This is a genomic window from Enterobacter cloacae complex sp. P43RS (assembly GCF_014930585.1).
Lineage (GTDB): Bacteria > Pseudomonadota > Gammaproteobacteria > Enterobacterales > Enterobacteriaceae > Enterobacter > Enterobacter bugandensis.
The window spans coordinates 24,454-37,524 of record NZ_JADBRJ010000010.1; the positions used below are offsets into that span (position 1 = coordinate 24,454).

Annotated in this window: 11 protein-coding genes, 1 pseudogene and 1 riboswitch; of the genes and pseudogenes, 5 read left to right on the forward strand and 7 right to left on the reverse strand. The window is 52.4% G+C overall.

The features are described from left to right. Positions 1 to 19: 19 nt before the first annotated feature. The 3 genes from IM294_RS18095 to IM294_RS18105 all read right to left on the reverse strand — a co-directional run bounded on the left by IM294_RS18095 (position 20) and on the right by IM294_RS18105 (position 4,232). The gene (locus tag IM294_RS18095; protein ID WP_028013828.1) at positions 20 to 1,486 is read right to left on the reverse strand and encodes an aspartate aminotransferase family protein; all 1,467 of its coding nucleotides are present in this window, start codon (positions 1,484 to 1,486) and stop codon (positions 20 to 22) included. 18 nt (positions 1,487 to 1,504) lie between these two features. Further along, entirely contained in the window at positions 1,505 to 2,881 is a 1,377-nt protein-coding gene (locus IM294_RS18100) for a diaminobutyrate--2-oxoglutarate transaminase (protein WP_014884533.1), read from the reverse strand. A gap of 343 nt (positions 2,882 to 3,224) precedes the next feature. Further along, a complete protein-coding gene (locus IM294_RS18105) occupies positions 3,225 to 4,232 on the reverse strand; it encodes a LacI family DNA-binding transcriptional regulator (protein ID WP_126818223.1) in 1,008 nt (335 codons plus the stop codon). Between the two features lie 236 nt (positions 4,233 to 4,468). On the opposite strand from IM294_RS18105, the gene IM294_RS18110 reads away from it, so the two are divergent. Continuing rightward, positions 4,469 to 5,710, forward strand: coding sequence for an MFS transporter (locus IM294_RS18110; protein WP_126818224.1), 1,242 nt, complete (start codon positions 4,469 to 4,471; stop codon positions 5,708 to 5,710). A gap of 17 nt (positions 5,711 to 5,727) precedes the next feature. Then, the gene (locus IM294_RS18115; RefSeq protein ID WP_193360374.1) at positions 5,728 to 7,161 is read left to right on the forward strand and encodes a glycoside hydrolase family 32 protein; all 1,434 of its coding nucleotides are present in this window, start codon (positions 5,728 to 5,730) and stop codon (positions 7,159 to 7,161) included. 48 nt (positions 7,162 to 7,209) lie between these two features. Here the strand turns inward: IM294_RS18115 and IM294_RS18120 are convergent, their stop codons facing one another. Continuing rightward, positions 7,210 to 7,680 carry a hypothetical protein gene (locus IM294_RS18120; protein ID WP_126818226.1) on the reverse strand — a complete coding sequence of 157 codons (471 nt, stop codon included), beginning with the start codon at positions 7,678 to 7,680 and terminating at the stop codon, positions 7,210 to 7,212. Between the two features lie 159 nt (positions 7,681 to 7,839). Then, positions 7,840 to 8,910 carry a YadA C-terminal domain-containing protein gene (locus IM294_RS22125; protein ID WP_227015683.1) on the reverse strand — a complete coding sequence of 357 codons (1,071 nt, stop codon included), beginning with the start codon at positions 8,908 to 8,910 and terminating at the stop codon, positions 7,840 to 7,842. A gap of 637 nt (positions 8,911 to 9,547) precedes the next feature. Between IM294_RS22125 and IM294_RS18130 the strand changes: the two are divergent. Further along, positions 9,548 to 10,401, forward strand: a pseudogene (locus IM294_RS18130) (integrase); the annotation flags it as partial. A 46-nt stretch (positions 10,402 to 10,447) separates the two neighbouring features. Here IM294_RS18130 and IM294_RS18135 read toward each other — a convergent pair. Both IM294_RS18135 and IM294_RS18140 read right to left on the reverse strand, forming a co-directional pair. After that, the gene (locus IM294_RS18135) at positions 10,448 to 10,882 is read right to left on the reverse strand and encodes a hypothetical protein (RefSeq protein WP_126818227.1); all 435 of its coding nucleotides are present in this window, start codon (positions 10,880 to 10,882) and stop codon (positions 10,448 to 10,450) included. Next, positions 10,882 to 11,142: a hypothetical protein gene (locus IM294_RS18140; RefSeq protein WP_185860352.1), complete on the reverse strand. Its 261-nt coding sequence runs from the start codon at positions 11,140 to 11,142 to the stop codon at positions 10,882 to 10,884. Before IM294_RS18140 ends, IM294_RS18135 begins: the two co-directional genes overlap by 1 nt. 211 nt (positions 11,143 to 11,353) lie before the next feature. Beyond that, positions 11,354 to 11,451, forward strand: a riboswitch (TPP riboswitch). Between the two features lie 35 nt (positions 11,452 to 11,486). On the opposite strand from IM294_RS18140, the gene thiM reads away from it, so the two are divergent. Beyond that, on the forward strand, positions 11,487 to 12,257 hold the full coding sequence (gene thiM / locus IM294_RS18145; RefSeq protein ID WP_126818228.1) for a hydroxyethylthiazole kinase: 771 nt from the start codon (positions 11,487 to 11,489) through the stop codon (positions 12,255 to 12,257). Beyond that, the gene (gene thiD / locus IM294_RS18150; protein WP_126818229.1) at positions 12,254 to 13,054 is read left to right on the forward strand and encodes a bifunctional hydroxymethylpyrimidine kinase/phosphomethylpyrimidine kinase; all 801 of its coding nucleotides are present in this window, start codon (positions 12,254 to 12,256) and stop codon (positions 13,052 to 13,054) included. Before thiM ends, thiD begins: the two co-directional genes overlap by 4 nt. Positions 13,055 to 13,071 lie beyond the last annotated feature (17 nt).

Here is a 13,071-nt window from a genome sequence, read left to right on the forward strand (position 1 = left end):
ACGGAAGAGGGGTTTTGTATTACTTCGCGAGAACTTCCTGCGCGGTGCGCTCAACCAGCGACAGCAGGATTTTGATATCCTCCAGCGTCACGGTTGGGTTCAGCAGAGTCAGCTTCAGGCAGGTGATGCCGTTATGCTCGGTCACACCGACGTTTGCACGGCCGGATTCCAGCAGCGCATCACCAATTTTCTGGTTCAGCAGGGCGATGCCCGCGTCGTCCATCTGTACCTGGCCACGGAAGCGGAACAGCACGCTTGCCAGCTGTGGCTGCATAACCAGTTCCAGAGCAGGCTGCTCTTTCACGTAGGCCGCAACCTGCTGCGCCAGCGTTACGCCGTGATCGATGATCGCCGCGTATTGCTCCTGACCCAGCGCTTCCAGGCTCATCCACAGCTTCAGCGCGTCGAAACGACGGGTGGTCTGCAGAGATTTGGACACCAGATTAGGCACGCCCGCTTCTTCGTCGAACTCAGAGTTCAGGTAGGCCGCCTGATAGCGCATCAGCTCATAGTGACGCGCTTCTTTCAGCAGAAACGCGCCGCAGCTGATGGTCTGGAAGAACTGCTTGTGGAAGTCCAGGGTGACGGAATCCACCAGCTCGATGCCGTCCAGGTAGTGACGATACTGATCGGACATCAGCAGCGCGCCGCCCCAGGCCGCGTCAACGTGTACCCAGATGTTCTGCTTCGCCGCCAGTTCAGCAATGGCACGCAGCGGATCGATAGCACCGGCATCGGTAGTACCTGCCGTCGCGACGATGGCCAGAATCTGCTCCCCGTTCGCGTTGCACTGCTCGATTTTCGCCGCCAGATCGGTCAGATCCATGCGGGAGAACTCGTCGGTTTTCACCTGCACTACGGACTGATAGCCCAGGCCCATCAGCGCCATGTTTTTCTGCACGGAGAAGTGTGCGTTTTCGGAGCACAGCACGCGAATTTTGCGCAGATCGCCCACCAGACCGTCCTGCTGAACGGAGTGGCCCTGACGCGCGAAGAATGCGTCACGCGCCAGCATCAGACCCATCAGGTTGCTCTGGGTACCGCCGCTGGTGAAGACACCCGCGTCGCCAGCCTGATAACCCACGCGGGTACGCAGCCACTCGATCAGTTTGATCTCAATAATGGTTGCGGACGGGCTTTGATCCCAGGAGTCCATACTCTGGTTAGTGGCGTTGATCAGCACTTCCGCCGCCTGGCTTACCACCAGGCTTGGGCAGTGCAGGTGCGCCACACACTGCGGGTGATGAACGGACAAGCTGTCTTTCAGGAAGAACTCCACGGCGCGTTCAATCGCCGCTTCGTTGCCCAGCCCTTTCGGGTTGAAATCCAGCTTAATACGGTCGCGCAGCTCCGCGACCGTTTTGCCCTGGTACATCTCAGGCTGCTTCAGCCACTGCATCACAGCCTGAGTGCTTTGTTCAATCGCCTGCTGGTAAGCTTCAATGCTCTGCGCAGAGGAGAACAAAATTGGGTTTGAATCTGACATCGTAATCAACTACTCCGGTTACGCCGGGCGAACGCCCGCAGCAAGCAGTGCCTGCTCGAATTTATCCAGGAAGATTTTCAGCTCTTCGTCGCTGATCAGCAGGGAAGGCAGCAGGCGCAGAACGATACCGTTACGACCACCACGCTCCAGAATCAGACCGGCTTCAAAGCACTTCTTCTGAATCAGCGCAGACAACTCGCCGTCGCCAGGGAAGCAGCCCATATGGTCAGCAGCTTCGTGTGGCTTAACGATCTCGATACCGATCATCATGCCCAGACCGCGCACGTGACCGATGACCGGATAACGTTTTGCCATCTCTTTCAGCTGGCCTTTCAGCCATTCGCCCTGTGCAGCCACTTTGCCCGCGATGTTCTGGTCTTTCAGGATCTTCAGCGTTGTCAGGCCGGTTGCCATTGCCAGCTGGTTGCCGCGGAAAGTACCGGTGTGGTGGCCTGGCGCCCATGCGTCGAACTGCTTTTTGATACCGAGCACGGCCAGCGGCAGACCGCCACCAACCGCTTTAGACATCACGATGATGTCTGGCTCGATGCCCGCGTGTTCGAAGGCGAAGAATTTACCGGTACGGGCAAAGCCAGCCTGAACTTCGTCGAGGATCAGCAGAATGCCGTGTTCCTGAGTCACTTTACGAATGCGCTGCAACCACTCAGCCGGAGCCGGGTTCACGCCGCCTTCGCCCTGAACGGCTTCCAGGATCACCGCGGCAGGTTTACGCACGCCGCTTTCAACGTCGTTGATCAGGTTGTCGAAGTAGTAAGTCAGCGCTTTCACGCCCGCTTCACCACCGATACCCAGCGGGCAGCGGTACTCGTGCGGGTAAGGCATGAACTGCACTTCTGGCATCATACCGTCAACCGCTTCTTTCGGAGACAGGTTACCGGTCACGGACAGTGCGCCGTGGGTCATGCCGTGGTAACCGCCGGAGAAGCTGATGATACCGCTACGGCCGGTCACTTTTTTCGCCAGCTTCAGCGCCGCTTCAACGGCGTCGGCACCGGATGGACCGGTGAACTGCAGGCAGTACTCTTTGCCCTGACCAGGCAGCAGAGAGAGCAGATATTCAGAAAACGCGTCTTTCAGAGGCGTAGTCAGATCCAGAGTGTGTAACGGCAAGCCGCTGGTAATGACATTTTGGATGCTTTTCAGCACATCAGGATGGTTATGGCCAAGCGCAAGGGTCCCTGCGCCTGCTAAACAGTCAAGGTATTCTTTATTATCTGCATCGGTGATCCACACGCCTTCTGCTTTAGTAATCGCTAAAGGCAGTTTGCGCGGATAACTCCTGACGTTAGATTCAAACTCGGCCTGACGGGCCAGATAGGTTTCGTTGCTTTTGTGGGCATCTACGGTGTCAATACGGACTTTATCCGTCATCATATCACTCCTACAACCGCCGCTTCGCTATGAGCCACGATTGAATAAAAAGTTAAAAAACAGATGGGGCCTGAAAAAAACGCCGCCAATATAGAGCCTTTTGTCACGGGGCTCAATGGTTAATTTGTTTACTGTTTTGTGACATGGAGCACAGGAGAGGCAATATCACCATTTTTAAAAAGAAAATTGCACTTTATTGGCAATAAAAACAATTGCTTATTCGGCATTTGTTCGGGTTGTTAAATGACAGAAAAGAGTGTGACAAATCGTGCCATTGGCTGACAAAAGAAGGGGGTATGCTGCCTTCATAACCCCTTCTTTTTCCATCAACGACAAAAAGCGGTAGTCACATGGCGCGCGCAATGGAATCACGCATTAAAAATGGACTTTCAACGCGCGTCGTTTCCCGGTGTTGTTCACCGTTAATAATGTGCAGGGCGCTCAGGCGACCAATTTCGTAGTGGGGCAACTGAACCGTTGAAAGAGGCGGCAAAAACAGCTCGCCAATGCCCACCATATTGTCATAGCCGATAACCGCGACATCTTCAGGGATGCGAAGCCCTTGCGCCAGCAGCGTCTGGTACACCATAAACGCGATACGATCGTTACCGCAGATAACGGAATCAAACCGCGGGATGCCGTTCCGGATACGCGCCAGCAATGCGGTCGGAATATCACGATAATGCTCATCCCCGTGCGCCATATACGCATGTTCCAGGCTGTCCGGGTCGATTCCGGCTTCACGGCAGGCGCGTTCAAGCCCCTGACGGCGCCGGGTTGTGGCCAGATGGCCCACAGGTAAATGCAGACACAGGGGCTGCCGATAGCCTTCTGCGAGTAATGCCCTGACGGCGGCGTACTGCCCCTGTTCATCATCCGGGATATAGCTGGCGACCTTTTCACCGACACTCTCACAGTTGGCCAGCACGCAGGGGAGGGTGAGCAGCTTGGCAGGAAGAGGAACCTGACGTAACCCCATCGTGGTGTAGATAATCCCGTCAGGCCGGTGGGAGAGCAGAAGATCGACAATGGCATCCGGATTGTCGTCAGCAAACATATTCATGACGAAGCTATTCCAGCCGTGCATCCTGGCCGTCTCTTCAATGGACAGCGTAATCTCCACCGAAAAAGGTGTCGTGACCGTATCGAGCGCCAGCACGCCTATGGTTTTAGGCGAAGCATTCGCGCCGCGTATTTTCTTGGCGGACAGATCGGGAACGTAGCTGGTTTGCTCGATAGCCCACTGTACGCGCGCCAGCGTTTCCGGTTTAAGGCGCTCCGGGCTGTTAAGCGCGCGGGAAACCGTCATCAGCGATACGTTAGCCAGCTTTGCGACGTCCTTCAGGGAAGCCATTTTCTTACTCCGTTAATGCTCTGTGAGAGGGTATACAACTAAGTCGCTGATGTAAAAGGAAGGCTGATGACCAGGTTAAGTCATGCTTACCTCAGTTATGAATTTATGATCGCGATCTCACTTCCTTAATGTTAACGTTAACTTTCGTGATTAACATCTTAAATCTTAATCAGGCAGCATGAGAAAGCATGGATGTTAACGTTATCATTTGATCATTACTCCAACACGAGAATGCCATGATGAAAACGCATCACTCTCACAGCTATCCCTTACTGAGCGCATTACTGTTTTTCTTTTTTGTCAGCTGGTCATCTTCCGGTTCGTTGCTCTCTATCTGGCTCCACCAGGAAGTGGGGTTAAAAGCGGGGGATACGGGCGTTATCTATGCCGTGCTTTCCGTCTCCGCACTGTTTGCTCAAATCTGCTATGGATTTATTCAGGACAAACTCGGCCTGCGCAAAAACCTGCTCTGGTTTCTGACCAGTCTGCTTATTCTTTCCGGTCCGGCCTTTTTGCTGTTTGGCTATCTGCTGCAAATTAACGTGTTACTGGGCAGTATTTTCGGCGGGATTTTTATTGGCCTGACGTTTAACGGTGGGATTGGGGTGCTGGAATCCTATACCGAACGCGTGGCCCGTCAGAGCCAGTTTGAGTTTGGCAAGGCGAGAATGTGGGGATCGCTTGGCTGGGCAGCGGCAACCTTTTTTGCGGGGCTCCTGTTTAACATCAATCCGAAGCTGAATTTCGCTGTCGCGAGCGGCGCCGGGCTGGTGTTTTTTGTTTTGCTCGCGCGCCTGCGGGTCTCTTCCGCACCGCACGCCATGCAGGAAGCGGTGTCCGGTGGCAAGGTGACGCTGGAAGACGCATTGCGCCTGCTGACGCTGCCGCGTTTCTGGGCGCTGGTGTTTTTCGTTATCGGCACCTGCATTTACGGCGTTTACGATCAGCAGTTCCCGGTCTATTTCTCATCACAGTTCCCGACGTTGCAGGAAGGGAACGCCATGTACGGCTATCTCAACTCCTTCCAGGTTTTCCTTGAGGCGGCGGGCATGTTTTGCGCCCCGTGGCTGGTGAACCGCCTCGGCGCGAAAAACGGGCTGATATTCGCGGGAATGGTGATGGCAATGCGTATGGTGGCATCTGGTCTGGTTGAGGGGCCGGTGCTCATCTCCATTACCAAGCTGCTGCACGCGGTAGAACTGCCCGTATTGCTGGTCTCGGTATTTAAATACAACAGCTTACATTTTGATAAGCGGCTCTCTTCCACGCTCTATCTGGTGGGCTTTGCCTGTACAAGCTCGGTGATTGCGTCTGTGCTGTCGCCGCTGGCGGGTTACAGCTATGAGAAATACGGCTTTGCCCAATCCTATCTCATTATGGGGCTGTTAGTGTTCAGCACCACGCTCATATCCATCTTCCTGTTGCGCTCGGGTAAGTCTTCTTCTGACCCGCTCATGCCGCAACCCTCCACTATCTGACTGAAAAGAGTAAACAAATGATGCATTCCATTGCCAAAGCTGAACAATCATTACAGGCCAAACGCGGCGATCTTAACCTGCGCTGGTATCCGCGTTACCACCTCGCCGCGCGTGCCGGCTGGATGAACGACCCGAATGGTCTGGTGTGGTTTGACGGCTGGTATCACGCGTTTTACCAGCATCATCCGTACTCGACCCAGTGGGGGCCGATGCACTGGGGCCATGCGCGCAGCAAGGATTTAGTTCGCTGGGAACACCTCCCGGTGGCACTGGCACCGGAAGGGCCAGAAGATAAGGACGGCTGTTTTTCCGGCTCGGCGGTGGTGGATGGCGATACGCTGGCGCTGATTTATACCGGCCACAAATTCCACGGCGATCCGGATGACGAGGCTAACCTTTACCAGGTGCAGTGCCTGGCAACCAGCCGTGATGGCGTCCATTTTACGCGGCAAGGAACGATCGTTGACACGCCGCCTGGGCTGCATCACTTTCGCGATCCAAAAGTGTGGCGGGAAGGGGAGCGCTGGTACATGGTTGTCGGCGCGCGGGATGGCGAGACGGGCCAGGTGCGCGTTTACCGTTCTGACGACTTGCGCGAATGGCAGGATATGGGCGTGCTTGCGGTGGCTGAAAAAGAGATGGGTTATATGTGGGAATGCCCGGACTTTTTCACCCTCAACGGCAAACGCGTGCTGATGTTTTCACCTCAGGGGCTGGCTGCGGAGGGATTCAAAAATCGCAATCTTTTCCAGAGCGGTTACCTGCTGGGGGAGTGGCAGCCCGGCCAACCTTTCGTGCGTGAAGGTGAGTTTGTGGAGATGGATAGCGGGCATGATTTCTATGCGCCGCAAAGCTTCCTGACGCCTGACGGCCGCCGCATCGTTATCGGCTGGCTGGACATGTGGGAATCTCCCCTTCCGGAACAGCAGGACGGGTGGGCTGGCATGCTCTCTTTACCGCGCGAACTGACGCTAAGCGCGGATAACCGCCTGCAGATGCGGCCAGCCAGAGAAGTGGAAAGCTTGCGGGGAGCGTGGTTCCCCTGGCCGGTGAGCACGCTCAACAATCAGCAGATCGTTCAGGTGGAAAGCTGCGATGCGATGGAGGTTATTCTGCAGTGGGACTGTGCTAACAGCAGCGCGGAGCAGTACGGCATTCGTCTTGGCGACGGATTCCGTCTCTACGTTGATGCGCAGATGCAGCGCCTGGTGCTGGAGCGTTATTATCCGCAGTATGGCCTGTGCGGTACCCGAAGCGTCGCGCTGAACCTGAACGACACGCTAAGCCTGCGCCTGTTCGTTGACAGCTCGTCAGTGGAAGTGTTTGTCAATGAAGGGGAGGCGTGCCTGAGCAGCCGCATTTATCCTGATGAAGGGGCGCGCGAACTGGCAATGTTTGCCTGGACGGGAACCGCATCGCTTATTGAGGCCGGGGCGTGGCAGCTAGAGTAATACGTTAAGGCCTGCAAATTAAAAAGGCGACAGGTGTCGCCTCTGTTTCTATTTAATCTTTGTTGCGTAGCCTTCGAACTTTCCTTCTTTACTCACCGCTAATTTGCCTTTAGCAGGATAGTAAATGAAGGTGTATAGCCCTTGTGAATAAACTTTTGCCTGAGGCTCATTTTCATCCAGCGCGCCCAATACGCCATCGACATCCAGGATCTCGCCTTTAATTGTGATCTTCATTCCTTCCCATTTAAAGGCGTGTACCGCTTTGGCCGCCTGAGCATGTTGTTTCGCGTCTTTTTTAGCCCAGATACCCGTACCCGATGCGGCATCGTGCGCGTTCGCCCATGCTGCATTTTGTGCGGCTTCATTATAAGCATTCTGGCGATTTTGCTCAGCCAGGTAGCAGGTATCTTTGCTAATGCCCTGGCGCTCACATTCGGCCATGCGCTGAGCAGGTGAAGTACACGCAGAAAGCAGGATGGCAGCACCTGCTATTAATACCGCTAAGAGTGACTTTATCATTACGATGATACCTTTGGTGAAATATATTCTATAGAAGAAGGTTTAATGGCCGCAAATATAATAAGCCTGATACATAATTCCTAACCATGCGCCAACGATAATAAGCATCAGATACACTATTACAGAGATAACAATGTATTTTGTCATACTGGTTATTTATTAAAAGCCAATCCCTACGCCGACTGAAGCCCCCATATTATTTGCTGTGTCATCAGAGAAGCTCACTTTACCAACCATATGTTCGTTAAAGTTAACCGACGCCCCAACCGCTAACGCGCTTTCACCGTTGTAAGTCGCACCGCCAGCCGAGAACATCACGCGCTGATTTGTTTGCACCTGAGGTAAACCGGCCATCGCCATCGCGCCGCTGATACCTGCGTTTGCTTCTTTCTTGTTATTATCGACTTCCTCACGCAGCGATTTAAATTGCTGGTTAGCGTTGTTATTCAGAGCCTGTAATGTCTGTTTGGTCGCCTGCAGCTCCTGAGCCTCGGCCGTAACCGCCTGACTATTAGTAGCGACTTTAGCCTTTGTTGTCGTGTCTACCTGCGTGCGTGTCACAGTGGTCATCACGCCATTTTTTCCATCTTTGCCGTCTTTACCATTCGCTCCGTCACGTCCGTTAATTCCGGCAACGCCCTGTGCGCCGGTATCGCCTTTCTCACCCTTAGCGCCGTCTTTTCCATCAACGCCATTAGTTGGTTTTGGTGCATTCTCAAGAGCTAACAGGCGGCCATCTTGCATACCATTAGTAGCTTCAACAGTTGCAAGGCGGCTATCCTGGACAGCGTTAACAGTTTCAATATTAGTAATTGCAGTTCCGTTAGTCAGCACGCCCTGTAACGCCGCATCACCTTTTTTATTAGCGGTGTCAGCAAGATCGCCTGCTAATTTAGCTTCATGATCGACACCAGAGACAGAAGTCTGAAGAGAGGAAATATTATTGGCGTTAGTGCTGATATTACCATTACTTGCGTCAATCTCGTTTTGCATCCGCTCACGATCGCCTTGTAAGTTATAGATCTGCCCGTCTTGTTTTACATTTTCAGCTTTCATATTATCCAGATTATAAGCGGTTTTGTCAGTGCCCTGAACCTGAATAAAAGTACCTGAATTGAATACGTTATCGTTAAGGTTTATGTTTACATCAGCTGCTTGAGTTACGTTCATAGAGCCAGTGAAAATAACACCAAATACAAAAGCAGTAACGGCATTTTTAACAACTTTCATTTGTAAAACACTCATCATTTAAAAAGTAAAAAAGGGCAAGGCTGGCTATCCTGGCGTGTTGATGTAACGTCTGGTTACGCCTGATTAAAATAACGGAGTTACGTTAAATTTTAAATAAATCACTTAATTCGTAACGTGCAGTAACTATCAATTAATGCGAGCTTTTGGATATTGATCTAAATCATAAATGGCATGAATAGTCAAAGTGAATTTTTAAGAGGTGGAGGAAAATATCTCAATGTTTACATTAACTTATAAGATGATAGGCCAAACGCGAGTTTCGCGGTAACCCCTTGATTGAGAGGCTAAATGTTTATCGGGGTTAAACGGTTTAGGGAACACTTTATATTTCATTCGAAATAAGTTTTAATGATTAATGAAACGTAAAATAGACTGACTGAAAGCGGAAAAAATTATGTTGTTCGAGCTATTTCTTACACGCTGAAAAAGTGGATGTTTTTAGGGCGTTATGGAAAGGTTATGGAGAATGGTTTCGGTTCAAAAGAGCGGCACGATAGCCCCTGTAATTATCAAGCTTGTTTCTTCTCGTTCCACGCATCTGAAAGCAGGATATTACCATCTCTCAATCGCCACGGGTTTAACAGACAGCTCAGAGTCATTTATGGACTGACCCCACAACAGGACAAAGGCAATCTCACAAGCCAATAAGCGCTTTATGGAAGTGCTGTAGATTGTCCTCGGTACAACAACTGATGTCACGACGATCACCAAACAGGACATTAAGCAGGTGATGGAAGTTGTTGAAAACCTGCCTAAGCGTGTTGTTCAGCCTTACCGTTCGATGACTGTCCAGCAATTGCTCGAGTGCGATGATGTGCCGCCTGAAGATTCGGTTGGTGCAGAGTCAATCCACAAGCATCTGAAGATTTACAAATCGCTGTTCAAAACCTTCCTAACCGACAACAAAGACATCCTGGAGAAGTCTCCGACTGATGGTGCAGTGGCTGCGCCGTCCAAAGCGAGATTTGGCGCATATAGTGCAGCAGAAATGAGAAAATTTGTTGGCTGGGCGCTCAAGCAGCCTAACGGCAGGGAAAAATGGATCACGTTGTTGTTGGCATACACAGGAGCAAGAAGGGGGCAGGGGAAAACCGAAAATGCAACGCGACAAGTTGCGATCCACCCCAAACTGAACGAGTGGGGTTCCTCGATTTCGTTAATCGTCAGTGGAAAGAGAAAATCTTCTCGCCTGTGTCGGATAAGAACATGACGAAGATCGGCAGAGTGTTAGCTGACGTTCGCGATCAGCTTGGGATTCCGTGCCTTGATGATTATGGACAGAGGCGATTGGTGCATAGTTTCCGTCACACAATGATTTCCACCTGTTTTGCTGGCTGGGTTGGTAACTTGTCGCACTTGCAACAGGTGGTTGGTCATGAGAAGAGCGGTTCAGGTATCATCCGGCGCTATCTGCATACATTTCCCTTATCTTCAGTCTGTTATGTAATTGACGGAATACAATGGGATTAGTGATACTACCTAAAATAAGAGCGCGGAGGGATCGCCTCCGCAACATTCATTCTTTTTCGCACTTATGCAATTTAATTACGCCATTGTTTGCATAAGATTGTACAAAATCAGGATCATTCACCCAATAATATTTGGATTTCTTTCTATCGTAAAATCCATTCCATCGCAATTCGCCATTTCGATTAACGATGTTTAATTCTGCCAGAGGCGTAGTTGAACTTACATTCTTCCAATCAAAATTCATTCCACCTCGGCCAAGATCAGCTACACTGTCGTAGAAAATATCAACTTTCTCTTTAGATATTTCGTTAGAATGAACATTGACAACAATCTGATTGTCATTAACAACAAGTGGATTGATGTTTTTGTCAATAGTAATAGAAAAACCATCATCATCACAACTAGTACTCCACACTCCAAAGTTTGAGTCTGCATGGGTTGCTATTGAAATTAACAATAATGTAAAAGGCCAAGCTTTCATTATTCTGACTCCGCTGTTTTTGTAATATAACCAATGTCAAGGTGAAGATCTGTTTGTCCCTTAACTTCTTCATCCAGATAATAATTGTATAAAGAAAGTGCTTCAGACTTTGTTTTCGCTGGCTGACCATACCTTCCAGGCGGAAGACTTGCCCATTCATAATTCACTGCTATCATCTTGGCTTTAAGAAGAACATCCACAATATCATTCGTTCTATTACTGGCAAGCTCCTGTAATTCTAGGACTGGTGAATTTGGCATAATGCTCCCTCGAGTTAATTTTCCATATTTTAATACTCGAGACGGCTTGAGTCTAAGAAATGGATGGATACTTGTGTCACACAAACTGTCACTCATCCTGTCATACATGCCCCAAGAGGGCAGCTTTTATCGTTTACAAGACTTCCCGCTGGCATTACTATCCTGAACAGGGATTAATGAGGAGCATTAATCGCAAGCTTTTGATTTTGTTTTATTTGACTCGGGGTGCCCTTCTTCGTTGAAGGCTGAGAAATACCCGTATTACCTGATCTGGATAATGCCAGCGTAGGGAAGTCAGATGCCTTCCCGGTCATCGCTTCTTCACGCAAGGCAGGAGCGAACCCATGCAGCCTGACCTGCTCGATTTACACGTTTTACACCACTTCCGCACCCGTTCTCCGCTGACTCATTGTATGACCAACGATGTCGTACAGACCTTTACAGCCAACGTTTTGCTGGCCCTTGGCGCATCCCCGGCGATGGTGATTGAGGCCGAAGAGGCCGAACAGTTTGCCGCGATAGCCGATGCGCTGTTAATCAACGTCGGCACGCTGACCGCACCGCGCGCCCAGTCGATGCGTCGGGCGATTGAAAGCGCGGTGGCGGCAGGCAAACCCTGGACGCTGGACCCGGTTGCGGTGGGTGCCCTGACGTTCCGCACCCGTTTTTGCCATCAAATTTTGGCCCTGAACCCGACCACCATTCGCGGCAACGCCTCCGAAATCCTGGCTCTGGCCGGAATGAGCGCGGGTGGGCGCGGCGTTGATACCACCGACACCGCCGCCAGCGCGTTGCCTGCCGCTCAGGCGTTGGCCCGCCAGACCCATGCCATTGTGGTGGTCACCGGCGAGGTGGACTACATCACTGACGGAGAACGGACCCGAACGGTAACGGGCGGAGACCCGTTAATGACGCGCGTAGTGGGCACCGGGTGCGCGCTTTCTGCCGTTGTGGCGGCGAGCAGCTCGCTGCCGGGGGACCGGCTGGATAACATTGCTGCCGCCTGCGGATGGATGAAGCGGGCCGGAACGGTCGCCGCTGCGCAGTCGCGTGGCCCGGGCAGTTTTGCCAGCGCCTTCCTGGATGCGCTCTATACGCTGGAGGAACAGGCGTGAAGCGGATTAACGCCCTGACCATTGCCGGTACCGACCCCAGCGGCGGCGCGGGCATCCAGGCCGATCTGAAAACTTTCTCGGCCCTTGGCGCGTATGGCTGCTCGGTGATTACCGCGCTGGTGGCGCAAAACACGCGCGGCGTGCAGTCGGTCTACCGTATCGAGCCGGATTTTGTTGCCGCGCAGCTGGATTCGGTGTTCAGCGACGTGCGGATTGATACCACCAAGATCGGCATGCTGGCCGAGACGGATATTGTGGAGGCGGTGGCCGAGCGGCTTAAACGCTATCAGGTACAAAACGTGGTGCTGGATACCGTCATGCTGGCAAAAAGCGGCGATCCGCTGCTCTCCGCCTCCGCCGTTGAGACGCTGTGCAATAAGCTGCTGCCGCAGGTGGCGCTCATCACGCCCAATCTGCCGGAAGCCGCCGCGCTGTTAGGCACGTCGCACGCGCAAACTGAACGCGAAATGAAAGAGCAGGGGTATGCGCTGCTGGCGATGGGCTGCGGCGCGGTGCTGATGAAAGGCGGTCATCTGGATGACGCTGAAAGCCCGGACTGGCTCTTTACCCGCGAAGGCGAGCAACGTTTTACGGCTCCGCGCGTACAGACCAAAAACACCCACGGCACGGGGTGCACTCTCTCCGCCGCGCTGGCGGCGCTGCGCCCGCGGCATGACGGCTGGGCTGATACGGTGCGAGAAGCGAAAATCTGGCTCTCGGCGGCGCTGGCAAAAGCCGATACTCTGGAAGTCGGTCACGGTATTGGGCCGGTTCATCATTTTCATGCGTGGTGGTAACCCAGTATACTGGCAGG